Below are 22406 nucleotides of genomic sequence, written 5' to 3'. Positions count from 1 at the left end.
GACGATCCGGGCGGACCCGGCAGGGGGCCGGCGCGGGGTCGTGCCGGTCAGCCCGCGAGCGCGAGGAGGCGGTCGATCCCGACGGCGACGACGACGCCCGCGAGGGTCCACGCGAGCATGCTGCCCACGAGGTAGGCGACGTAGGTGGCGCGGTGGGCGGCGTCGCCCTCGAAGCGCGGCGCGGGGGCCCAGCGGATCGTGGAGACCAGCTGCACCAGCCGGGTGGTCGCGGGGGCGGCGGGGACGGACCGGTGCATCGTGACGGCGGACATGCGGGACGCTCCTCGTGAGTGCGCGGGACGTCGGCGGACGTCCGGGATACGGGTCGCCGGGGTCACCGGCCCGACCATCGTCCCATCATGTGGACGCCCCGACCTGGGCCGTTCGATCCATGCTTCCCGCACCCCGACCCTCCACCCGCGCGCCCTCGCCGCGCCCGTCCGGGCCGCGACTGCGACAGGCCCGCGAGACCGCGCCATGCACGTGCCAGTCTCCCCGGCCCGTCCTCTCGACGCGGCAGGAGCGCGAGGGCGCGCGGGTGTGATCCGGCGGGGCAGGCCGAGGGCGGAGCTGGCAGGGGGACCATTCGGGCGGAACCCGTCGCAAGCGGGCGGTACCAGACGGTACGTTGTGCGGCCGTGGCCGTGTCCCTGAAGTACCTCGCCGAGCGCCCCGCACCCCTCGCCCCGCACGAGGAGGCGCTCGTCGCCCGCATCCTCGACGAGCAGAACGCGAGCCTGCGGCTCGAAGCCCCCCGACTGACCCTCGACGCGTCGCCGCTGCCCGACGCGGTGCTGCTCCACGGCTCGACGACGCTGCCCGCGCACCCGCTGCACGCGCTCGCGGCGCTGCTGCACTGGTGCGGCGCGCTCACGGAGCTGCGGCGCGCGCTGCCCGACGCGTGGTGGTCGGTGCGCCTCGACGACGAGTCGGTCCCGTGGGACGACGCCGCCGGGTACGCACTGCCGGGGATGGACGACCCGGAGCTGCTCGCGGCGCTCCCGCGCTGATCCGACCGCGCGCGGCCCACCCGGCCCGCGGCCCCTGGCCGGCCGATTCGATGTCAAGAAAACTAGACATGATGTCGGCTCTGCCATACATTCGTCGGTGTCAGCACCCGACCGAGCGGAGCCCTCGATGCGCACCGACGACGATCACGCCCCCCTGTCCTCCGGCGAGCGGACCGCGTGGACGACGGCCGTCGTCGTGCCGCTCAGCACCGCCGGGTACCTCGCCGTCGTCGTCCCCCGCCTGCTGAGCCAGCCGGTCGCCGACGTCGCGTGGGCGGGACCCATGCTCTGGTCGATCGCCCTGACCGTCGTCGGCAGCATCGTCGGCGCGATCCTCCTCGCGATCGTCAGCCGCGACCACGAGACCGCGCAGGACGTGCGCGACACGCAGATCCTGCGGCACGGCGACCGGATCGCCCTGGTCGGCACGGCGGTCGGCGCGGTCGCGGTCCTCGCGCTCGCGATGCTCGAGGTCGACCCGTTCTGGATCGGCACCACGCTCTTCGTCCTCGGCGCGGCCGGCACGACGGCCGGCGCGGTCGCCCAGCTCCGCGCGTACCGCGGGAGCTTCGATGGGTAGGACGACGCGCGTCACGAACCGGATCCGCGCGCTGCGCTTCGCGGCGGACGAGATGACGCAGGCGGAGCTCGCACGGCGCATCGGTGTCACGCGGCAGACCGTCATCGCCATCGAGCAGGGCCGCTACTCGCCCACGCTCGAGATGGCCTTCCAGATCGCGCGGGTGCTCGGGGTCCCGCTCGACGAGGTCTTCCAGTACCCCGACGACGACGGCTGACCCCGCACCACCGCACCACCGCACCACCGCGTACCGCCGCCGCCCGCGGCGCACCGGACCGCAGGCCGCCCGGCCGCGGCCCTCCCCTCGCACGCCCTCGCGCGCCCGCCAGCACCCCGCTCCGCACCACGAGCCGCGGTGCCGGTGCCGCGCGCCCACCCCGAGGAGCACCGTCATGACACCCCAGCGCACCGCCCGCCTCGCGGGCCTCCTCTACCTCGTCGTCGCCGTGCTCGGCGGGTGGGCGCACCTCGTCGCGCGCGGCCAGGTGCTCGTGCCCGACGACGCCGCCGCGACCGCCGCGGCCGTCGCCGCCCACGAGGGCGCGATGCGCCTCGCCGTCGCCGCGGACGCGCTCCAGGCCACCGCGTTCGCGCTGTTCGGCCTGACCCTGCAGCGGCTGCTGCACCACGTCCACGCACGCGCGGCGGCGGCGGTCGTCCTCGGCACGTGGCTCAGCGCCGCGATGGTGCTGGTGACGCTCACCTTCCACGTCGGGGCGCTGCTCGTCGTGACCGACCCCGCGGTGCACGGCGCCGTCAGCGACCCCGACGGGCTCGCGCTGCTGCTGCTCGACCTGCAGGACGCGCTCTACGGGCTCGCCGGCGTGACGTTCTTCCTGTGGATGGCCCCCATGGCGCTGCTCGTCGCGCGGTCGGGGATGTTCGTGCGGTTCGCCGGGACTGTCGTCGGTGCGGGTGCGGTGTCGTGGCTCGTGTCCGCGGTCGTCGTGGCCGTCGCCGGGATGCCCGAGAGCGTGGAGACGCTGCTCGTCGTGCCCGCGTCCGTCGCCGAGGTCGGGCTGCTCGTCCACCTGCTCGTCGGCGTGCGTACGCCCGCCGGGCCCGCGTCGCGCACCACGCCCGCCGGCCCCGGCACCACCGCGCCGGCGGCACAGGTGGCAGCACCGGCCTGACGCACGACGGTCCGACGCCCCGGGTCGCGGCCCGGGGCCGGCACGACGGATCGGGCGAGGGTTCGGCACGGCGGGTGCGGCGGGATACCGTGCTCGACGTGCCGAACCGGATCGTCGAGACCGTCGTCCCGCCGCGGCTCGGCACCGGGTTCCGGTGGCTGCTCGCGTCGTCGTGGACGACCAACCTCGGTGACGGCATCGTCCTCGCCGCGGGCCCGCTGCTGGTCGCGTCGCGCACCGACGACGCGTTCCTCGTCGCCCTCGCCGCGCTGCTGCAGTGGCTGCCGCCGCTGCTGTTCGGGCTGTGGGCGGGGGCGCTGACCGACCGGCTGGACCGGCGCCGGCTCGTCGTGACGGTCAACGCGCTGCGGGTCGTCGTCCTCGTGCTGCTCGCGTCGGCGGTGCTCCTCGACGCGGCCCCGATCGCGCTCGTGCTGGCGGCGATGTTCCTGCTCGGCACGGCCGAGACGTTCGCGGACAACGCGTCGTCGACGCTCGTCCCGATGCTCGTGCAGCGCGACGACCTCGTCGTGGCCAACTCCCGGATCCAGGCGGGCTTCGTCACCGTCAACCAGCTCGCCGGACCGCCGATCGGCGCCGCGCTGTTCGCGCTCGGGCAGTCCGTGCCGTTCTTCGCGGAGGCGCTGCTCGTCGCGGCGGGCGCCGTGATGGTGTCGCGCCTCGACCTGCCGCCCGTGCACACCGAGCGCGAGCCGACCCACATCCGGCACGACATCGCCGAGGGCGTGCGGTGGGTCCTGCACCACGCGGCCGTCCGCACGCTGGTCCTGACGATCCTCATCTTCAACGTGACGTTCGGCGCCGCCTGGTCGGTGCTCGTGCTGTACGCGCAGCAGCGGCTGGGGCTCGGCGCGGTCGGCTTCGGCCTGGTCACGACTGTGCAGGCCGCGGGAGGGCTCCTCGCGACGTTCGGCTACGGGTGGCTCACGGCGCGCGTCAGCCTCGCGAACCTCATGCGCATCGGCCTGGTCCTCGAGACGCTCACGCACCTCGCGCTCGCGCTCACGACGACGGCCTGGTTCGCGATGGTCGTGTTCTTCGTCTTCGGCGCGCACGCGTTCGTGTGGGGCACGACGTCGGTGACGATCCGGCAGCGGGCCGTGCCGACGGCGCTGCAGGGGCGGGTTGGCAGCGTCAACCTCGTCGGGGTGTTCGGCGGGCTCGTGATCGGTGCCGGGATCGGCGGGCTGCTCGCGCAGCACTACGGCGTGACGGCGCCGTTCTGGTTCGCGTTCGTCGGGTCGGCGGTGTTCGTCGTGCTCATCTGGCGGCAGCTGCGGCACGTCGCGCACGCCGACGAGCAGGACGCGCCCGAGCCGCTCTGACCCGGTGGCGCCCGGCCAGGTCCCGCAGCGCGACCACCCCGGTGACGACGCGCGGCGACAGCAGCACCGCGCCCAGCAGCAGCGCCTCCCAGAACGGCCACGTCGCCGGTCCGTGCACCGCGACCGCGTCGCGCACCCACACCAGCAGGTGCCACGTCGACGGCACGAAGAACGCGACGAAGAACCAGGCCGCGACCGCGTACCCGGCGACGTGCACCCACCGGTACCAGCGGGCCACGGCGAGGTCCCGGGCGGGTGTCGCCGCGAGCTCGTCCTGCTGGGCGGGCGACAGGCGACGCACCGTGCGGCGCAGCAGCAGCCGCGTCGTGCGGTCCAGCACCGTGCAGCCGAGCAGGGCCGTCATGACCGCGTAGACGTCCGAGCGCAGGAACACGAAGAGCTGCACGACGAGCGCGGACAGCTCGACCACGACGACCGCCGCGAGGAACGCGTCCGGGCCGACGCCCGCGACGCGCAGCAGCAGCGCCGCCAGCAGCACGAGCGCGTCGAACCCCATCCCCGCCAGCAGCGGCCCCACGCGGCGCCGCGGCGGCAGCGCCCACAGGCCGGTCAGGTTCGTCTCGAACGTGAGGAAGTACAGGCGCCGGGTGATCCGCAGCCGGGCGGGCACCCCCAGCGCGGCGGCCGCCAGGACGTGCGCGAGCTCGTGCAGCCCCGCCAGCACGTACGTCGCGAGCGTGACCACCGCGAGGCTCTGCGCCGCGCTGGGCAGGAAGAAGACGTCCAGCGCGTCCGGGCGGACCCGGTCCACCGTGAGCATGACCCCGACCGCGACCACGGCCGCGAGCGCCGCCAGCACCGCCGCCGTCCGGCCGAACAGCCAGCGCGCCCGCGCGCGCGGAGCGACGACCCAGCCGCGACCCGGGCGGTCCTGCGGGGCCTGCGCCCGCACGTCCGCCTCGTCGACGGACGCCACGAACCCCAGTCCCACGAGCGAGCGGGCGAACGCCAGCACGTCGACCGGTTCCGCCGCGTCGCGGGGCGTCACCGCCCGCTCGACCTCGGCCACGGTGCGGCCCGCGCCCAGCAGCGCGAGCGCTCGCGCGCCCACCTCCGGGAGCGCGACGAAGCGGCCCGTCGCGGGGTTGCCGACGACCACGCGGTCGCCCTGCGGCGTCGTCGTCAGCGGGTGCAGGCGCAGGACGGACGACGGGCGGACGACGTCCGCGGCGGAGACGGTCCCGCCGGCGGCGTCGGCAGCGGTCGGCGCGTCGCTCGTCGTCGTCATCGGCTCAGGCCGCCGCGGCGGACCGGCGGGCGGGAGCAGCCGCGCACACCGGGCAGCCGGGGTCGGCAGGCCAGGCGTCGGTGCTCGTCGAGCAGTCGCCCGCGAGGTCCACGAGCCGGTACCGGCCGGACGCGACCGGCTGGGGCATCCCGGGCAGGTCGCGCGTGAGGAAACGCAGCGCCTCGAGCGCGACGAGCCCGCCGAGCACCTGCGCGACCGGCCCGATCGCGCGGTTCACCCGCACCTGCTGCAGGACCCGCGGCCACTCGACGGCCTGCCGGTCCACGCCCGTCGCCAGCCGCTCCCGGTGTCGCTCCAGGCACTCGCGGCAGGCCCCGACGCCCGGGTCCACCGACCAGTACAGCCCCTGCGTGTACGCGAGGCCGCCGCGCACGAACGGCACACCCGCCGCGACGCAGGCCGCGTTGACCCAGCGGTCGACCTCGTCGGGCTCGTCGATCGCGGACACCACCAGGTCCGGCCGTGCCCTGTCCAGCAGGGCCGCGACGTCCTGCGTCGACTCCACACGCCGACGCTCCGCATCCACCCGCAGCGTCGGGTCGAACGCCCGCAGCCAGTCCGCGACGCGCTCCGCCTTCGGCTGACCGACCTCCGCCTCCGTGTACGTGAACTGCCGTGCGAAGTTCCGCAGCTCGACGAGGTCCTGGTCGACCACCGTGAGCGAGCCGACGCCCAGCCCCGCGAGGTTCATGAGCACCGCCGAGCCGAGCCCGCCCGCGCCGAGCACGAGCACGTGCGCGTCCCGGAGCCGGCGCTGCGGCTCCTCGCGCGGGGTGGCGAGCGTCGTGAACGCGTCGAACCAGAACAGGTTGCTCGCGTAGCGCTCGCGGTCGTGCGCGTCGAACGTGGCCGGGGCGTCCGCGTCCTCCAGCCAGCCGAGGCGGTCCAGCTGGGCGACGACCTCGCGGACGTCGCCGGTCGTGACGTCGTGCCCGGCGTCCCGGAGCGCGGCCGCGAGCGCGGGCTCGTCGCGCGAGCCGTCGAGCAGCAGGCGCAGCAGCGCGAGGACGCGACCGTCGGGGTCGGCGAGCCGGACGCGCACCTTCGGGTCGAGGCTGACGACGAGCTCGCCCTCGCCGGCGAGGCAGTTGACGGACTTGAGCCTGGGAACCACGGAGTCCTCCTGGGACGGGGGTGGGAATGCCGAGGCCGGCCCGGCGGTGTGCCGGGCCGGCCTCGGTGCGGGCCTCGATCAGGCGCCGCCGGCCTCCGGGTCGAGGTGGATCCGCGTCGCGGTGATCTCCTCGACCTCCATGATCTCGATCGTCATCTCCATTCACCCCCCTGCTGCGTCGTGGCGATGCGCCGCCGGTGCGGGCAGCAACACCCGACCAGGAGAGGCCGAGCACCGGAGTGATACCCGCCGGTTCGTTTCTCACCCGCTGACGGCCGCGAGGCACCCGTCGCACGGTGCCGCCGGGCACGGCCCGCGGGGCAGGTCGGGGCCTTCGGCGGCAGGGTCAGGCCTCGGGGCAGGACGGCCTCGGGGGCAGGTCACGCGTCGGGGGCGGTGAGGCCTCGGGAGCAGGTCAGGCCTCGGGAGCAGGTCAGGCCTCGGGGGCGGGTCAGGCCTCGAGGACCCAGCGGCCGTCGCGCAGCACGGTGCGCCCCTCCAGCTCGTCCGCCTCGCGCCAGGCCTGGACCGTCCGCGGACGCGCGCGGAACCAGGCGTAGCCCGTGAGGGTGCGCGGGTCGAAGCCCGTCGCGGTGGCGAACGCGTCGCCGACGTCGGTCGGCAGCGCGTCGACGACCTCCACGTCGGCGTCCACGAGCACGACGTCCCGCGTCGCGCCGACCCCGAGCCGGGCACGGCCGGTCGCGAGGAGGTTGCGCGCGGTACGGCTCGACGCGGGCGTCGACAGCAGGAGCGTCTCGCCGTCCCACAGGAACGACAGCGGCACCAGGAACGGCTCGCCGGTCGCCGGGTCGGCGGTCGCGACCCAGAGGTCGACGTCGGTCTCCAGCCGGTGCCGGGTGTCCGCGACGCGGCGGGCGGTGCTGCGGGGCTCGGTCATGGGGCTCCTCCGGTGCGGGGTGGCGCGGCCGGGGACCAGCCTGCCGGACGGACGGCCGCACCGGGGAGGGGGGCCGTCCGCCCGGCCGGGTCAGACCTGCACGGACACCTCCGCGACGCGCCCCGCGGCGCCCGCCGGCCCGTCGCCCGTCACGTGCTCGACGACCGCGGCCACCACGTCGGCGTCGCGCAGGATCCGGCGGTGCCCGAGCCCGGTCGTCGAGTGGAACCGCGCGCCGGTCCAGGCCGCGGCGAGCCGCTCGCCGTCGGCGTGGTTCGTCTCCTTGTCGAGCGTGTCGTGCACGACGAGCGCGGCCGGCAGCGGGCTGCCGTGGTGGGCGGCGGCCGCCGCCACGTCGAACTCGGCCATGGGACGGCCCGCGCGCTGCTCCATGAGGGCGAGCAGCCGCTGCCGGGTCGGCTCGCCGAAACCGAGGACGTGGGCGAAGTCGCGCGTGTGCGGCAGGGGGTCGGCCATGGGGGCGACGAGGACCACGCGGTCCGCGGCGAGGCCGTCGAGGACCGCGCGGGCTGTCGCCGTCGCGCCGAGCGAGTGCGCGACGACGGCGTGGGCGTGCCCGTGGGCGGCGACGACGGCGGCGAGGGTCGCGGACATCTCGGGGAGCGTGCTCTGCCGCCGTCCGAAGGCGCCCGGGCCGGAGTCGCCGTGGCTCGGGGCGTCGTAGGTGACGACCTGGTGGCCGGCCGCGACGAGCGGCTCGACGAACCCGGCGAGCTGCCCGTGGTGCCCGCCCCAGCCGTGCACGAGGTAGACGCGCGGCCCGCTGCCCCAGGTGTGGCCGACGACGTGCCCGCGGCCGAGCGGCAGCGTCCAGCGGGTGCCGCCGGGGAGCACGTGGTCGGCGCGGCGGGCGGCCGGCCGGCACCACAGGTGGAGCGCGAGCCGCGCGACGACCGCCGGTGCGACCCGGTCCGTCGTGGCGATGGCGGCCCGCGCGGGCCACGGGAGCCGGACGTGCGAACGAACGATCGTGCTATTCGCGGCACCCGCGGCGCCTACGGGAGTCGTCATGGCAGTTCTCCGGTGGTTCGGGACCCGGGGACCCCGGGCGGTGAGGGGATCGGTCAGCGGAGGGGGGCAGGCGCCCGACCGGGTGCTGCCGACGGGGCCGGGCCGGCGGCCGCGTCCCGCGACGGGCCCTCCGGCGTGGCGTCGGGCACGCGGATGCCCGCGAGCAGCCGCTCGAACGCGTCGCGGGTGCGGCGCTCGGCCGCGGGGTCGCGGAGCAGCCGGTGCGCGTGGAAGTGGGCGAGCATCACGCCGTACAGGTCGTGCGCGAACTGCTCGGGCGCGAGCTCCTCGCGGAACTGCCCCTCGGTCACGCCCGCCCGGTACATCTGGGAGACGGCGTCGACCAGGTCACGGTGGTCACGGACCAGCTGGTCGCGCACCGGGCCGGGGTCGTCGTCGAACTCCGTCGCGGCCGACACGAACAGGCACCCCGCCGCGCTCGCCTGCGACGCCGCGAGCCAGCGCTCGAACAGCTCGCGGACCCGCGGCACGCCGCGCGCAGCCGCCAGCGCGGGACGCACGACCTCGTCGACGAAGCTCTCGCGCGCCCGCGCGAGCACCGCGAGCTGGAGCGCCTCCTTGGACCGGAAGTGCGCGAAGAGCCCGCTCTTCGACATCTCGGTGGCGGTGGCGAGCGACCCGATCGTCAGCCCGGCCACGCCGAGCCGCCCGGCGATCTCGACCGCCCGGTCGACCACGGCCTGCCGCGTCTCGTCACCCCTGCCCACGGGTCTGTTGTAGCACGATCGTGCGCAAACGCGAAGCGCTGCGCACGATCCCGCGCACCCCGCGTGGCCGACCCCGAGCCGCGGGGACCCCGGCCGGGCCTGCCGACGAGCCGGCCGGGGAGGGGTCCGGTCGGCCCGTCGGCAGGCGCCCGTCAGCGCAGGTACACGCTCGGCTGCGCCGGCGACGTGAACGGCGAGCCGAGGAAGAACGACGGGTGCGGCGGCTGGTTGTACGCCGTGTTCTGCCACGCGATCGCGACGCGGTACTGCTGGTCGTGCAGCAGGGTCCAGACGCGCGTGTCCGTGACGATCGGCGTCGCATAGACGCGCAGCGCGGTGTCGTCGGACGTCGCCCAGACCACCTCCTCGCGCCAGTCGCCGAGGATGTCGCCGGACAGGACGGGCGTCGCCTTGGTGCCGTTGTTGCTGTGCACGTCCGAGCCCGTCAGCAGGCGTGTGTCGCCGCCCGTGCCGTACTTGTCGATGCGCGTGCCGTCGAGCAGCTCGCGCACCGTGTCGCCGTCCCACCACGACAGGAAGTTCGTCGACGAGGGCTTGCGCGCCACACCGGTCCCGGAGGTGCTGCGCAGCTGCGAGTCCGACGACGACCACGACTCCGCGCCCGGGCTCCCGGCCCAGACGTCCCCCGAGACCCCGCGGCCGTTGTCCGACCCCGACGGCGTGCTCCACAGGATCTGGCCCGTGCGGGCGTCCGCCATCCAGGAGTCCGGCTGGCTCGTCGACTCCGTGACCTTGTAGTACTCCAGCCCCGGCCGGCCCGGGACCAGGTCGCCCACGTGGCCCGCGTCGCCGTGGCCCGTCCGGTTGTTCCACAGCCCCGTGCCGTCGTCGTCGATCGCCGCGGCGCCGTACAGGATCTCCTGCCGCCCGTCGCCGTCCACGTCCGCCACGGACACGGAGTGGTTGCCCTGCCCCGCGTACGTGCCGTTGCCCGACGCGTTCGAGTCGAACGTCCACCGCCGCGTGAGCTTCCCGTCGCGGTAGTCCCACGCGACGACGACGGCCCGCGTGTAGTACCCGCGCGCCATGACGATCGACGGGCGGACCCCGTCCAGGTACGCCGTCCCGGCGAGGAACCGGTCGACCCTGTTGCCGTACGAGTCACCCCAGCTCGACACCGTCCCGCGCGGCGGCAGGTACTCCGTCGTCGCGGCGATCGCGCCCGTCTGACCGTGGAACACCGTCAGGTACTCCGGCCCGGACAGCACGTAGCCGGACGAGTTCCGGTGGTCGGCGCTCGCGTCGCCGATCACCTGGCCCGTTCCGGAGCGGGTGCCGTCGGCGGTCTTCATCACGACCTCGGCCTTGCCGTCGCCGTCGTAGTCGTAGACCTGGAACTGCGTGTAGTGCGCGCCCGCGCGGATGTTGCGGCCCAGGTCGATGCGCCACAGGCGCGTGCCGTCGAGCCGGTACGCGTCGACGACGACGTTGTCCGTGACGCCCGACTGCGAGTTGTCCTTCGCGTTCGCCGGGTCCCACTTGAGGACGATCTCGAGGTCACCGTCCCCGTCGAGGTCGCCGACGCTGCCGTCGTTGGCGGCGTACTGGCTTCCCGGCTTGGAGATCGGCACGTCGAGGTAGCCGTTGACGAACGCGAGCGACGGCGCCGACGCCGCCTGCTCGACCCCGCCGACGACCGCCCGGACCGTGTACGACGCGTTGGCCGCCGCGCCCGCGTCGAGGTAGTTGGTCGAGCCCGTGACCGGCGTCGTCGTGATGCGGGTCCCGCCGCGGTAGACGTGGAACCCGGTCGACGCCGCCTCCGTGCCGAGCAGGCGCCACTGGACGAGGTTGGCGGTGCCGCTGCGCACGCTGACCAGACCGCGGTCGAGGTCCTCCGCCTGCCACGCGCCGGCCGGTGGGGTCGTGCTGGTCGGGGTGGGTGTCGGCGTGGTGGTGGGGGTGGAGGTCGGGGTCGTCGTCGGCGACGGCGTCGTCGCGCCGGTGCAGGTGGTGCCGTTGAGCGCGAACGACGTCGGCGCCGGGTTGGACGAGCCGTTCCACGTCCCGTTGAACCCGAACGACACCGTGCCGCCGGACGCGACCTGCGCGTTGTAGCCGGCGTCCCGGACCGAGACCGCCGCGCCGGACTGCGTGGCGACGCCGTTCCAGGCCTGCGTCACCGTCTGACCCGCGCCGAACGTCCAGGTCAGGGTCCAGCCCGCGAGCGCGTCCCCGAGGTTCTCGACGCGCACGTCGCCGCCGAACCCGGTCCCCCACTGGTTGGTCACGGCGTACGTCACCCGGCAGCCGACGGCCGCCTGGGCCGAGGCGGCGGCGGCGACGCCTCCGGTCGCCGTCGTCGCGGCGGCGAGAAGTCCCGCGGCCGCTCGTCGTGCTCTCATGGCTTCCCCTTCACGGTCGGCCGCCGGGCTGCCCGCCGCGGCGATGCGGGGCTCGACGTCCGTCGCGTGCGCACGACCCCAGGGAGAGACCGTAGGGAAGCGCTCGCCGGAGGTCATCCCTCGGGAGTGCGGTGAAGCGTTTCGCACTTTGAACGATTCATCGCGCGCCGGCGGTGGCGCGCGCCGAACCGTCCACGCGACCCTGTCGAGAACCGCGCGACCCGCGCGTCATGCTGGCGCAGGGACACCTGCCGCCGCGCCGCCCGAGCAGGTCGGTGCAGCGACGACCGCGACCGCAGGAGGACACGCATGACCGACGACCGCAGCCGCTGGATGGTCCTCCTCTACGAGGACGAGCGGGCGTGGGCCGCCGCCGGCCCCCAGGAGCAGCAGGCCTACCTCGAGCAGCACGACACCTACGAGCGACGGGCCGCCGAGCACGGCGTCACGATCCTCTCCAGCGACGCCCTGCAGCCCGTGGCCAGCGCGACCACCCTGCGACCGGGCGACGGCCGGCCCGCGACCGAGGGACCGTTCGCCGAGACCGCCGAGCAGCTCGGCGGGTTCTACCTCGTCGAGGCGGCCACGCAGGGGGACGTCGTCGCCCACGCGCGGCTCCTGCCGTCGTCGTACACCGTCGAGGTCCGCCCCGTCGCCGTCCTCTGACCCGACGCGCGCCGACGAGCCGTGCCGACCCCACCCGTGAACCCGCCGACCGGCCTGCCGCCCGGCCCGCCGACCGACCCGGCGGGCACCTCGTCGAGGCACTCGTCGACGCACCTGCCGACCGGCCTGCCGACGACCCGTCGATCCCGCGTGCCCGCGGCCGTCACGCCGCCGACGCACACCGCCCGACGCGCGTGCCCCGGCACCAGGAGCCCCCATGACCGCACCCCTCGACCGTCCCGACCGCCGGTCCGCCACCCCCACGGGGCAGCCGTGAGGTTCGTCGTCCTGCGCTTCGCGACCTCGACCCCGCCCGAGCCCGCCGCCGCGCCGTTCCTCGACCTCGCACCGCCGTGGCCGGCCGCACCGGCGACGAACGGTCCGCCCGACGGGTCCCGGGCCTCGGCTCCCGGCACCGACCCTGCGCCCGGTGCCCGGGACCGGCACGCGGCCGACCTGCTCTCCGACGCGCTCGAGCGTGACCTCGCGTCGGTCCGCACGCTCCGCGACGACCTCGCGACGCTCGCCGCCGTGCTCGGCGTGACGACCGTCCTCGACGAGGCGCTCGGCTCGCCCGACGTGGCGACGACGATCCGCTCCCGCGCGGAAGGGCTGAGCCTCACCGACGGAGCCGCGACCACGGCGGACGGGCCGCTCGTCGGCCTGCACGTGCTCGACGCGCCCGACCTCGACGCGCTCGTCGACGTCCTCACGCTCCTGCCCGCGGGCACCTTCGAGGTGCACCCGGTGGTGGCCGCATGACCGCCGAGCAGGCGGCCGCCGACGCGGTCGCGGAGGCCTGGCACGCGCACTGGTCGCGCCTCATCGCGCTGCTCATCGGCCAGTACGCGCGCCCCGACCTGGCCGAGGACGCCGTGTCCGACGCGTTCGAGGCGGCCGCCCGGCACTGGCCCGTCGACGGCGTGCCGTCGAGCACGGGCGCGTGGCTCCTGACCGCGGCCCGTCGGCGCGTCCTCGACCGCCTGCGCTCCGAGGCGGTGCAGCGCCGCAAGGCGCCGCTCATGGTCGTCGACGACGAGATGCGCGAGGCCGCCTCGGCAGCCGTCGACCCGGGCGCGCACGTCGCCGACGAGCAGCTCCGGCTCGTCTTCGCGTGCTGCCACCCCGCGATCGCCCCCGACGACCGCGTCGCCCTCACGCTGCGGTTCGTGGTCGGGCTCTCGACCGCGGAGATCGCGCGCCTGCTGCTCGTGCAGGAGTCGGCGATGGCGGCCCGGCTCACGCGCGCCAAGAAGCGCCTCGCCGCGTCCGGCATCCCCTTCGCGGTGCCGGCGACCGACCGGCTGGACGAGCGCCTCGACGTCGTGGCGACGGTCGTCTACCTGGCCTTCACCTCGGGCTACCAGCCGGGGGCGGGCGACGTGCCGCTGCGCGTCGACCTCGGCGACGAGGCGATCCGGCTGCTGCGCGTGCTCGACGACCTGCTGCCCGGCCGGGCCGTCGTCCGCGCCCTGCTGGCCCTCCTCCTGCTGCAGCACTCGCGCCGCGACACCCGCCTCGACGCCGACGGCGCCCTCGTGCTGCTCCCCGACCAGGACCGCTCGCGCTGGCACCACAACGAGATCACCGACGCCCTGGCGCTGCTGTCGACCCTGACGCCCGAGGTCGTGGGTGACTCCCGTCCGGCCGGCTACCCGCCGCTGTCCCGGCAGGCGCGCGAGTACGTGCTGCAGGCACTGGTGGCCGCGGAGCACGCGACCGCGCCGTCGTCGGACGCCACACGCTGGGACGTCGTCGCCGCCCGGTACACCGAGCTGGAACGCCTGACCGGCTCCCCCGTGGTCCGCCTGGCCCGAGCGGTCGCGGTCGCCGAGGCCGAGGGACCCGACGCGGGTCTGCGCCTGCTCGAGGGCCTGGACGACGCCCTCCCCCGCCACCACCGCGTCCCCGCGGTCCGCGCCGAGCTCCTGACCCGCGCCGGCCGCCCCGCCGCCGCAGCCGCCGCCTACCGCCACGCCCTCACCCTGGTGACGAACCCCACGGAACGCGCCCACCTCCAGTCCCGCCTCACCACCCTCCCGACCCCCGACTGACCCCCACCCCCACCCGCCGCTCCCCGCCGAGTTCGTCAGCTCCGGTCGAGTTCGTCAGCTCCAACAAGCGAACTCGACGACAGGTAACGAACTCGACGGGCGGGACGACGGGGCGGTCCGGGTCAGGCGAGATCTCGGCGCGGGTGCAGGACCACGCCGGTCGGGGCGTGCCGCAGGACCCGTGCGACGAGCGCGCCCGTGGCGAGGTCCTCCTTGGTCACGCGGACCAGCCGCCACCCCTCGTCGACGATCGCGTCGTGCCGGCGCTTCTCACGCACCAGCACCTCGGGGTCGCTCAAGTACTTCGACCGTCCGTCGTACTCGACCGCGACTCGCCACTCGGGCCACCCGAGATCGGTCCAGTAGGTCGCGAGGGACGTGCGCACGCATACCTGCGTCTGCGGTACCGGGAAGCCCGCGCGGAGCAGCAGGAACCGTGTGGCCGTCTCACCCGGCGACTCCGATCCCCCGTCAGCGAGGGCGAGGACGGCTCTCGCCCGGCAGATGCCGCGCCGACCCGCGAGGTCGCCCAGCACCTCGCCGAGCAGGCGGCCGTCTGCTCCTGCGCGCAGCGCGCCGTCCGCGATGACGAGACCTGCGAGCGCCGCCGACCCAGCAGCGCAGTCGACCGCGGTCCGTTCGAGCGAGGTGACGGGCAGTCCGGACGCTTCGCCGACGTCACGCTCGGCCAGCGTCATGAAGTGCCATGTCACACCCGGATCAGCACCCGCGCCTCGTCGGTTCCGCTGCACGACGTGAGTCGACGTCAGACGTCCCCACGACGGCAGTCCCCACAGGAGCGCTGCCGACTCGTGCGAGAACCAGTGCGCCGCCGTGAGTCGGCGGTGCACGCCGACGATCCGCCCGAGGGCCAGCTCGCGCTCTCGGCGGTGCGGCTCGTCCTCGGTCGGCGGCGTCAGGAGGTAGGCACCGCGCCCCACGCGTTCCCACCCCGCCGCCCGGTGCAGCCGCCGAACCTCGGCCGGCGGACGGTCCGCCGCCATCATGACGTGCGGCAGACGAACGGGGGGCAGGGGCCGTGAGCCCGGTCGCTGGACCATGCCCCGCAGACTCCCGCCCCAGCCGCACCGCACCCGGCCCCACGACACGACGCTGTGGACGTCCCGCCGCCTTAGCGCGGCTGTGACCGGCTCACCCGCCCCGCCGAGCCCACCTCCCCGCCCGGACACCCGCGAGTTCGTCAGGCCCAGACGAGTTCGTCAGCTCGAGCTGTCGAACTCGACCAGAACTGACGAACTCGTCTACGTCCGGCGGGCGGGGGCAGCCCGGGGAGAGGGGGGTCAGGTGGTGAGGAGGAGGGTGAGGAGGGTGAGGTTGAGGGCCACGACCAGGGCGACCACCAGGACGAGGGCCGCGTGCAGCCACGGGCCGTTGCGGTCGGCGCCCATGAGGCGGCGGTCGCGGGTCAGGCGGACCAGCGGGATCACGGCGAAGGGGATCCCGAAGCTCAGGACCACCTGGCTGAGGACGAGGGTCCACGTCGGGTCGGCGCCGGCCGCGAGCAGCACGATCGCAGGGACGAGGGTCACGACGCGCCGCACGAGCAGCGGCACGCTGCGCCGGACCAGGCCCTCCATGATCGTGGCCCCGGCGTAGGCGCCGACGGAGGTGGACGCAAGCCCGGACGCGAGCAGCCCGACCGCGAACGCGATGCCGATGCCGGGGCCGAGCGCGCTGACGATCGCGGCGTGCGCACCCTCGATCGAGTCGGTGCCGCCCACGCCGCGCAGGCCCGACGCGGCGAGGAGCAGCAGGCCGATGTTGACGAGCCCGGCGACGACGAGCGCCCCGCCGACGTCCCACCGGGTCGCGCGCAGCAGGTGGACGCGGTGCTCGCCGGCGGGCGCCTGGCCGTGCCGGTCCCGGACGAGCGCGGAGTGCACGTAGATGGCGTGCGGCATGACGGTCGCACCGAGCATGGACGCGGCGAGCAGCACGGAGTCGGTGCCGTCGAACCGCGGGACGAGCCCGGACAGGACGCCGCGGCCGTCGGGCGGGCTGACGAGGAGCCCGACGAGGAACCCGACGGTGATGACCGCGAGCAGTGCGACGACGACGGCCTCGAACCGCCGCTGGCCCCACACGTTCTGGGTCGCGAGCAGCAGGAGGGACACGACGCCGACGATCAGGCCGCCGAGCGGCAGCGGGATCCCGAACAGGAGCTGCAGCGCGATCGCACCGCCGACGACCTCGGCGATGTCGGTCGCGGCGGCGACGAGCTCGGCCTGCGCCCAGTACGCGAGCCGCGGTCCGCGGCGCATGCGCTTGCCGAGCACGCCGGGGAGGGAGTCGCCGGTGACGAGCCCGAGCTTCGCGGACTGGTACTGCACGAGCACGGCCATGACGTTGGCGGCGACGAGCACCCACAGCAGCAGGTAGCCGTAGCGGGCACCGGCGGTGAGGTTGGCGGCGACGTTCCCGGGGTCGACGTAGGCGATCGCGGCGACGAACGCTGGCCCGAGCAGCAGCGGCGTGCGGCGGCGCGGGCGGGCAGCGGTGACCGGGGTGCGCGCGAGGTCCACGTCGACGTCGGTGCCCACACGTCCTCCAGAAGTTCGGGTACCCGAAACCTTATACCCGGACACCCGGATCCGACCGTCGGGGACGCGGCGACGGCACAGGCCGGGCGCGCCCGGCGGACGTGCGGCCGGGGCGACCTAGACGGGCTCGACCTCGCGCACCCAGCGCGTCGCCGTCTCCCGGAACCCGACCTTCGCGAAGTACTCGCGCATCTGCGGCGCGGGCTCGACGTGCAGCACACGCAGGCCGTGCTCCGCGAACACCCCGCTGTGCCGGTACACGAACTCGCCGGGCGTGAAGTCGCGGAAGCGCGTGGTGACCCAGTCCAGGTCCACGACACCGACCCCGTGCCCGACGTCGCGCACCACGACGACGCCGACGACCTCGTCACCCCGCGCGACGAGGAACGCCCGGGCGTCGTCGGCGAGCGCGAACCCGGGCTGGAAGCGGGCGATCTCCTCGCCGTGCACGGTCAGGAAGTGCCGCAGGTAGGCGTCGCCCGGGCCCACGTCGACCACGGTGTACGCGGTGTCGTCGTGCCGCTCGCGCAGCAGGCGCCACAGCCAGTAGACGTCGATGATCGCGATCGCCCCGTTCATGACCGCGAACGCCCAGATCCCGACGACGGCGTTGTACCCGGTGGCGAGCACCGCGCCGACGAGGTTGAGCACCCGGAACCGCAGGACCCGTGCCTGCATGAGCGAGACGACCACGAGGACCGACCCGAGCCACCCGACGACCTCCAGCCACAGCATGCACGCAGTATCGCCGCTGCGGCCGGGAGGGGCCCGGGACGCCGCGCGGGACGGGAGGCCGCCCTCCCGGCGCCCGGCAATTCGCTCGACCGGCGCTCGGGCACGGGAGGAGGGTGGCGCCATGCCCAGCTGGTCGTCCCACGAGGTCCCCGTCCCGTCGTCCGTCGACGCCGCCGACGCGGGACCGCTGCTCGCCCTCACCGCCGTGTCCAACGACGTCGTCGCGCACGAGTGGGGCTCGCGCGACTACGACCGCACGCCGCAGGAGGTCCTCGGCTCGCTGCGCGACCAGACGTACGTGCGCAAGGTCCGGCAGCTCGTCACGAGCGACGACGACGGCACGCCGATGGCCTACCTCGCGATGAACCTGCCGCTCCAGGACAACACGCACACCGGCCTCGTGGAGATCGGGGTCCTCCCGCAGTTCCGACGCCAGGGCATCGGCGCGGCGCTGCACGACGAGGCGCTGCGGATCGCGCGCGCAGCCGGCCGCCGGGCGCTCACGGCGAGCACCGACCAGCGCGAGGAGCCGGCGCAGGGGCCCGCGACGCTCGTGCCGTCCACGGGCACGGGCCGGGTGTCGGCCGACGCCCCGGCGACGCGGTTCGCGACGGCCCGCGGCTGGCAGCTCGAGCAGGTGGCCCGCCGCTCCGTGCTTCAGGTGCCGGTCGACGACGGCGCGCTGGCCGAGCACCGGGCGGCGGCGCAGGCGGCCGCGGGTGACGAGTACCGCGTCGTGCACTGGGGCTCGCACGCGCCGGACGAGTGGGTCGACGAGTACGCGCGGCTGAACACGCGCATGAGCACCGACGTGCCGCTCGGCGGCCTCGACTTCGAGGAGGACGTCTGGGACGCGACCCGGATCCGCACGACGGAGGCGCAGTTCGTCGACCGCGGCATCGAGCTCGTCGTCGCCGCCGCGGAGCACGTCCCGACGCACACGCTCGCGGCGTACACGACCCTGATGCTCCCGCCGGAGAACGAGGAGTTCGTGCACCAGGAGGACACGCTCGTGGTCAAGGAGCACCGCGGTCGACGCCTCGGCATGCTGGTCAAGGCGGCGAACCTGCAGCGGCTCGCGGAGGTCCGCCCGCAGGCGCGGCGCGTCGCGACGTGGAACGCGGAGGAGAACTCCTACATGCTGCGCATCAACATCGACCTGGGCTTCCGCCCCTCCGGCGGTGCGGGCGAGTGGCAGCTCCGTCTGGACGCCTGACGACGTAGGCGAGAGCGGACGGCCGGCGTCAGGCGGTCGCTGCGGCCCCGTGCGACCGCGACCGCGACCGCGTCCACCAGCCGGACCAGCGCTCCTCGACCTGCGCGAACGTCGGGTCGTCGAGCCCGTACACGGAGAGCACGGCGCCGACGGTCCCGTGCGGCGGGTGGCTCGCGACGGGCGTCTCGAGGATCACGAGGAACGACTCGGTGATGCCGTGCAGCTGGATCCCGAACTGGTGCTCCTCCTTGTAGACGAGCGTCCCGCCGAGCAGCGTCCCGTCGGGCCGGCGCGCCTGGACGTGCCCGCCGACGGGGATGCCGCGGACGCCGTGCAGCCCCGCCCGGTCGAGCAGCTTGTCGCGCCGGTCGCCCGCGTCGAGCCCGAAGACGGACAGCGTCCGCCGGTCCTGCCCGGGGTGGACGGTCAGCGCGAACCGGAGCTGGTGCGCGAACTGGATCCAGCCCTCGTCGACCGCGTCGTACACCCCGTCGTAGGGGGCGACGTCGTGGCTGCGCCGCGTGATCGACAGGTGCGTGCGGCCCGGGTCGTGCGACCCGGCGGTGACGACGAGGACGTCGTGGCCCGGCGTCGACAGCGTGTGCGTGATGGTGTCCCCGTCGGCGCGCTGCGCCGCGACGGCATGCCCGACGAAGAGCTGCTGGATCTCGGCGTCGAGCCCTTCGTAGTCCCAGCCGAACCACCGGCGCACGAGGTGCGGCTCGCGCAGGTGCGCCCAGACGGTGTGGAGGTCGGCGGGGAGGTCGAGCGACACGATCTCGCGGCGGTCGAGAGTCATCCGGCATCACCTCGCGTCGTCGTGCCGGCGCAGTGCGACGCCGGACACCTCCGACCGTAGTGCGCACCGACGACGGGCGCCCGGTCGGCGAGACGACCTGTCCGGCGGGCGGTGGCGGACGGTCAGGTGGGCGGTGCGGGGGGCTCGTCGAGGGGCAGGACGGCGACGGCGTCGGGGTCGACGGCGAGCGCGACGACGCTGCCCGGGTCGAGGCGCACGCCCACGGGACCGAGCGCGGTGACGACACCGATCCCGTCGACGTCGACCTGCACCTCGGACCGCCCGCGCCGCGACGTGACCGCGACGACCGCGCCCTTGGTCCCCTGGTCCTGCGCGACCGTGCCGGCCGCCCCCCGGTCGACGACGACGAACGCCCCCTCCGCCAGTGCGAGCACGCCGCCCGTGAGCGCGCGGCCGTCGATCGCGCGCAGGAGCGGTGCGGCGGCGGCGGCGTCGACGGGCACGAACGCCTCGTAGCCGAGGAACGCGGCGACGCGCCGGCTCGCGGGCCGCTGCCACAGGTCGGCGGGGGTGCCGACCTGGAGGAGCCGCCCGCGGTCCATGACGGCGACGCGGTCGGCGACGGCGAAGGCCTCGTCCTGGTCGTGCGTGACGAGGACGGCGGTGGTGCCGGTGGCGACGAGGGCGGCGCGCAGGTCGACGGCGAGGCGTTCGCGCAGCGCACGGTCGAGGGCGGACAGCGGCTCGTCGAGGAGCAGCAGCCGCGGCTGCGGGGCGAGGGCGCGCGCGAGTGCGACACGCTGCCGCTCGCCGCCGGACAGGGTCGTCACGGGGCGGGGCCCGTAGCCGGCGAGGCCGACGAGCTCGAGCAGCGCGTCGACCCGGGCGGTGCGCTCGGGCCCTCGCTCCGAGCCGGCGAGCCCGTAGGCGACGTTCCCCGCGACGTCGCGGTGCGGGAAGAGCTGGCCGTCCTGGAACATCAGGCCGAACCCACGCCGGTGGACGGGCAACCCGTCGACGGACCGGCCGTCGAACGCGACCAACCCGCCCGCGAGCGGCTCGAGCCCGGCGACGGCCCGCAGCAGCGACGACTTGCCGCACCCGGACGGTCCGAGCAGCGCGACGACCTCGCCCCGCTCGACGTGCAGCGTGACTCCGTCGACCGCGGTCGTCGAACCTCGTCGTCCGGCGGCGTACCGCACGACGACGTCGTGGACCTCGAGGCCGCTCACCAGTCACCTCCGGGGCTGCCCGCCCGCAGCCGTTCGCAGGCGGCGACGATGCCCGCGGTGAGCACCGCGAGCAGCACGGACGCGGCGAGCGCCGTGCCGTAGCTGGCCTCGCCCGGCCGGCCGATGAGCCGGAACACCACGACCGGCAGCGTGGGCCGGTCGGGGCGGACGAGGAACGACGTGGCGCCGAACTCGCCGAGCGACGCGGCGAACGCGAACCCGACGGCGAGGCCGAGGGACCGCACGGCCAGCGGCAGGTCGACGGTCGCGAGGACACGGCCGGGCGCGGCGCCCAGGGTCGCGGCGGCCTCGCGCAGGCGCGGGTCGACGGCGCGCAGCACGGGCAGGACGGTCCGCACCACGAGCGGGACGGCGACGACGGCCTGCGCGACCGGCACGAGCACGGGCGAGGTGCGCAGGTCGACGTCGAGCCCGAACGGCTGGTGCAGCGACAGCAGGAACCCGAACCCGACGGTCACGGCCGAGACGCCGAGCGGCAGCATGAACAGCGCGTCGAGCCCGGCGACGGCCCGGCGGCCGACGGCGCGACGTGGGCGGCGCGAGACGACGAGCGCGACGAGCCCGCCGACGACGAGCGCGATGAGCGTGGCGTCGACGGCCACCCGGACGGACGTGACCGCGGCCTCGAGCGGGGTGACGCCGAGGGTGTCGGCAGGCGCGGCGAGCGCGGCGTAGTGGTCGAGCCCCCAGCCGTCGGGCGTGCGCAGCGAGCGCGCGACGAGGTTGACGAGGGGCAGCGCGAGCAGCACGACGACGCCCGCGGTGAGGGCGGCCGCCCCGAGCGCGAGGGCGTGCCCGTCGCCGGGCGGGGTGCCGTGGGGGCGCCGCAGGGCGAGCGGCCGGACGGTCGCGACCGGCTCGGACAGCGTGAGGGCGCGCTCGCGGCGGGACCGGGTGCGCCCGGCGACGAGCAGCGCGGCGGCGACGACGACGAGCTGCACGACGGACAGCACGGCCGCGGCGCGCAGGTCGAGGAACTGCGTGGTCTGCACCCAGATCTCGGTCTCGACGGTGCCGAAGCGCAGGCCGCCGAGCACGAGGACGGTGCCGAACGCGGTCGCGCTGAAGAGGAACACGAGCGACGCGGCCGACGCGATCGCGGGCGTGAGGGCGGGCAGCGTGACGGTCCGGAACGCGCGCCACGGCGTGGCCCCGAGCGCGCGGGCGGCCTGCTCGGCGCGCGGGTCGAGGCGCTCCCACAGCCCGCCGACGGACCGCACGACGACGGCGTAGTTGAAGAACACGAGCGCGGCCACGATCGCGGTGAACGTCCCGTCGAGGCGCAGGAACCCGAGCGGCCCGCCGTCGACGAGCAGCGACCGGAACGCGACGCCGACGACGACGGTCGGCAGGACGAACGGCACCGTCACGAGCGCGCGCACCGCGGCCCGGCCGGGGAACGTGCGGCGGTGCAGCACGTACGCCCCGGGCACGCCGAGCACGACGGACACGAGCGTCGCGGTGCCGGCCTGCGCGAGGGTCAGGCCGACGATCCGCCAGGTCCGGGGGCGGGAGAACACGTCGGCGAACCCGGACAGGTCGAGCGCGCCGTCGACGACGAACCCGCGCGCGACCATGATGACGACGGGCCACGCGAAGAACACCCCGAGGAACGCGAGCGGCACCGCGACCGCGAGGCCCCACAGCAGCCCCCGGCCGGCGGCCGCCGCCCGCACCCCGG

The 22406-nt window shown here is 75.4% G+C and carries 22 protein-coding genes; 9 read left to right on the top strand and 13 right to left on the bottom strand.

All coding sequences use genetic code 11. The annotated features are described in order from the left end of the window. Positions 1-47: 47 nt before the first annotated feature. A complete protein-coding gene (locus CELF_RS01765; protein ID WP_013769530.1) occupies positions 48-272 on the bottom strand; it encodes a hypothetical protein in 225 nt (74 codons plus the stop codon). A 366-nt stretch (positions 273-638) separates the two neighbouring features. Here CELF_RS01765 and CELF_RS01760 point away from each other — a divergent pair, with 366 nt between their 5' ends. From CELF_RS01760 to CELF_RS01740, 5 genes are all read left to right on the top strand, one after another. Beyond that, entirely contained in the window at positions 639-1010 is a 372-nt protein-coding gene (locus CELF_RS01760; RefSeq protein ID WP_013769529.1) for a hypothetical protein, read from the top strand. A gap of 127 nt (positions 1011-1137) precedes the next feature. Beyond that, the gene (locus CELF_RS01755; RefSeq protein WP_013769528.1) at positions 1138-1590 is read left to right on the top strand and encodes a hypothetical protein; all 453 of its coding nucleotides are present in this window, start codon (positions 1138-1140) and stop codon (positions 1588-1590) included. After that, positions 1583-1807, top strand: a complete 225-nt coding sequence (locus CELF_RS01750; RefSeq protein ID WP_013769527.1) for a helix-turn-helix transcriptional regulator — start codon at positions 1583-1585, stop codon at positions 1805-1807. Before CELF_RS01755 ends, CELF_RS01750 begins: the two co-directional genes overlap by 8 nt. Positions 1808-1982: 175 nt before the next feature. Beyond that, entirely contained in the window at positions 1983-2723 is a 741-nt protein-coding gene (locus tag CELF_RS01745; RefSeq protein WP_013769526.1) for a DUF4386 domain-containing protein, read from the top strand. 98 nt (positions 2724-2821) lie between these two features. Continuing rightward, positions 2822-4069, top strand: a complete 1248-nt coding sequence (locus CELF_RS01740; RefSeq protein ID WP_041553702.1) for an MFS transporter — start codon at positions 2822-2824, stop codon at positions 4067-4069. Here the strand turns inward: CELF_RS01740 and CELF_RS19325 are convergent. The 6 genes from CELF_RS19325 to CELF_RS01710 all read right to left on the bottom strand — a co-directional run bounded on the left by CELF_RS19325 (position 4005) and on the right by CELF_RS01710 (position 11480). Continuing rightward, entirely contained in the window at positions 4005-5318 is a 1314-nt protein-coding gene (locus CELF_RS19325) for a hypothetical protein (protein ID WP_013769524.1), read from the bottom strand. The two genes, CELF_RS01740 and CELF_RS19325, sit on opposite strands and share 65 nt — an antisense overlap. A gap of 4 nt (positions 5319-5322) precedes the next feature. Then, positions 5323-6453, bottom strand: coding sequence for a HesA/MoeB/ThiF family protein (locus tag CELF_RS01730; protein ID WP_013769523.1), 1131 nt, complete (start codon positions 6451-6453; stop codon positions 5323-5325). 451 nt (positions 6454-6904) lie between these two features. Beyond that, positions 6905-7354 (bottom strand): pyridoxamine 5'-phosphate oxidase family protein, encoded by a 450-nt coding sequence (locus CELF_RS01725; RefSeq protein WP_013769522.1) that lies wholly within the window; start codon positions 7352-7354, stop codon positions 6905-6907. Between the two features lie 90 nt (positions 7355-7444). Beyond that, entirely contained in the window at positions 7445-8386 is a 942-nt protein-coding gene (locus tag CELF_RS01720) for an alpha/beta hydrolase (RefSeq protein WP_013769521.1), read from the bottom strand. Positions 8387-8439: 53 nt separating this feature from the next. Continuing rightward, a complete protein-coding gene (locus CELF_RS01715; protein ID WP_013769520.1) occupies positions 8440-9114 on the bottom strand; it encodes a TetR/AcrR family transcriptional regulator in 675 nt (224 codons plus the stop codon). 152 nt (positions 9115-9266) lie between these two features. Then, a complete protein-coding gene (locus CELF_RS01710; RefSeq protein ID WP_013769519.1) occupies positions 9267-11480 on the bottom strand; it encodes a rhamnogalacturonan lyase family protein in 2214 nt (737 codons plus the stop codon). 309 nt (positions 11481-11789) lie between these two features. Here CELF_RS01710 and CELF_RS01705 point away from each other — a divergent pair, with 309 nt between their 5' ends. From CELF_RS01705 to CELF_RS01695, 3 genes are all read left to right on the top strand, one after another. Further along, positions 11790-12146, top strand: coding sequence for a YciI family protein (locus tag CELF_RS01705; protein WP_013769518.1), 357 nt, complete (start codon positions 11790-11792; stop codon positions 12144-12146). A 273-nt stretch (positions 12147-12419) separates the two neighbouring features. Next, positions 12420-12908: a YciI family protein gene (locus CELF_RS01700; protein WP_013769517.1), complete on the top strand. Its 489-nt coding sequence runs from the start codon at positions 12420-12422 to the stop codon at positions 12906-12908. Beyond that, the gene (locus CELF_RS01695; RefSeq protein WP_013769516.1) at positions 12905-14200 is read left to right on the top strand and encodes an RNA polymerase sigma factor; all 1296 of its coding nucleotides are present in this window, start codon (positions 12905-12907) and stop codon (positions 14198-14200) included. Before CELF_RS01700 ends, CELF_RS01695 begins: the two co-directional genes overlap by 4 nt. Before the next feature lie 122 nt (positions 14201-14322). Here CELF_RS01695 and CELF_RS19320 read toward each other — a convergent pair whose 3' ends face one another. The 3 genes from CELF_RS19320 to CELF_RS01680 all read right to left on the bottom strand — a co-directional run bounded on the left by CELF_RS19320 (position 14323) and on the right by CELF_RS01680 (position 17496). Beyond that, a complete protein-coding gene (locus CELF_RS19320; protein ID WP_126297642.1) occupies positions 14323-15141 on the bottom strand; it encodes a hypothetical protein in 819 nt (272 codons plus the stop codon). A gap of 360 nt (positions 15142-15501) precedes the next feature. Next, on the bottom strand, positions 15502-16761 hold the full coding sequence (locus CELF_RS01685; RefSeq protein WP_013769514.1) for an Nramp family divalent metal transporter: 1260 nt from the start codon (positions 16759-16761) through the stop codon (positions 15502-15504). A gap of 117 nt (positions 16762-16878) precedes the next feature. Continuing rightward, positions 16879-17496, bottom strand: a complete 618-nt coding sequence (locus tag CELF_RS01680) for a hypothetical protein (protein WP_013769513.1) — start codon at positions 17494-17496, stop codon at positions 16879-16881. Positions 17497-17617: 121 nt separating this feature from the next. On the opposite strand from CELF_RS01680, the gene CELF_RS01675 reads away from it, so the two are divergent. Then, positions 17618-18712 (top strand): GNAT family N-acetyltransferase, encoded by a 1095-nt coding sequence (locus tag CELF_RS01675; protein WP_013769512.1) that lies wholly within the window; start codon positions 17618-17620, stop codon positions 18710-18712. A 28-nt stretch (positions 18713-18740) separates the two neighbouring features. Here CELF_RS01675 and CELF_RS01670 read toward each other — a convergent pair whose 3' ends face one another. The 3 genes from CELF_RS01670 to CELF_RS01660 form a co-directional block, all read right to left on the bottom strand. Further along, on the bottom strand, positions 18741-19511 hold the full coding sequence (locus CELF_RS01670; protein WP_013769511.1) for a hypothetical protein: 771 nt from the start codon (positions 19509-19511) through the stop codon (positions 18741-18743). Positions 19512-19633: 122 nt separating this feature from the next. Further along, entirely contained in the window at positions 19634-20704 is a 1071-nt protein-coding gene (locus CELF_RS01665) for an ABC transporter ATP-binding protein (RefSeq protein ID WP_013769510.1), read from the bottom strand. Then, positions 20701-22401, bottom strand: a complete 1701-nt coding sequence (locus CELF_RS01660; RefSeq protein WP_013769509.1) for an ABC transporter permease — start codon at positions 22399-22401, stop codon at positions 20701-20703. Before CELF_RS01660 ends, CELF_RS01665 begins: the two co-directional genes overlap by 4 nt. Positions 22402-22406 lie beyond the last annotated feature (5 nt).

Origin of the sequence: Cellulomonas fimi ATCC 484, assembly GCF_000212695.1 — a bacterium.
Taxonomy (GTDB): Bacteria; Actinomycetota; Actinomycetes; order Actinomycetales; family Cellulomonadaceae; genus Cellulomonas; species Cellulomonas fimi.
Note: the sequence above shows the minus strand (reverse complement) of the source record. Positions and strands in the feature narration are given on the sequence as shown.

Coding starts and splice junctions, on each gene's coding strand:
- CELF_RS01765 (WP_013769530.1), bottom strand. CDS start 272: ATGTCCGCCGTCACGATGCACCGGTCCGTCCCCGCCGCCCCCGCGACC.
- CELF_RS01755 (WP_013769528.1), top strand. CDS start 1,138: ATGCGCACCGACGACGATCACGCCCCCCTGTCCTCCGGCGAGCGGACC.
- CELF_RS01750 (WP_013769527.1), top strand. CDS start 1,583: ATGGGTAGGACGACGCGCGTCACGAACCGGATCCGCGCGCTGCGCTTC.
- CELF_RS01745 (WP_013769526.1), top strand. CDS start 1,983: ATGACACCCCAGCGCACCGCCCGCCTCGCGGGCCTCCTCTACCTCGTC.
- CELF_RS19325 (WP_013769524.1), bottom strand. CDS start 5,318: ATGACGACGACGAGCGACGCGCCGACCGCTGCCGACGCCGCCGGCGGG.
- CELF_RS01725 (WP_013769522.1), bottom strand. CDS start 7,354: ATGACCGAGCCCCGCAGCACCGCCCGCCGCGTCGCGGACACCCGGCAC.
- CELF_RS01720 (WP_013769521.1), bottom strand. CDS start 8,386: ATGACGACTCCCGTAGGCGCCGCGGGTGCCGCGAATAGCACGATCGTT.
- CELF_RS01710 (WP_013769519.1), bottom strand. CDS start 11,480: ATGAGAGCACGACGAGCGGCCGCGGGACTTCTCGCCGCCGCGACGACG.
- CELF_RS01705 (WP_013769518.1), top strand. CDS start 11,790: ATGACCGACGACCGCAGCCGCTGGATGGTCCTCCTCTACGAGGACGAG.
- CELF_RS01695 (WP_013769516.1), top strand. CDS start 12,905: ATGACCGCCGAGCAGGCGGCCGCCGACGCGGTCGCGGAGGCCTGGCAC.
- CELF_RS01680 (WP_013769513.1), bottom strand. CDS start 17,496: ATGCTGTGGCTGGAGGTCGTCGGGTGGCTCGGGTCGGTCCTCGTGGTC.
- CELF_RS01675 (WP_013769512.1), top strand. CDS start 17,618: ATGCCCAGCTGGTCGTCCCACGAGGTCCCCGTCCCGTCGTCCGTCGAC.
- CELF_RS01670 (WP_013769511.1), bottom strand. CDS start 19,511: ATGACTCTCGACCGCCGCGAGATCGTGTCGCTCGACCTCCCCGCCGAC.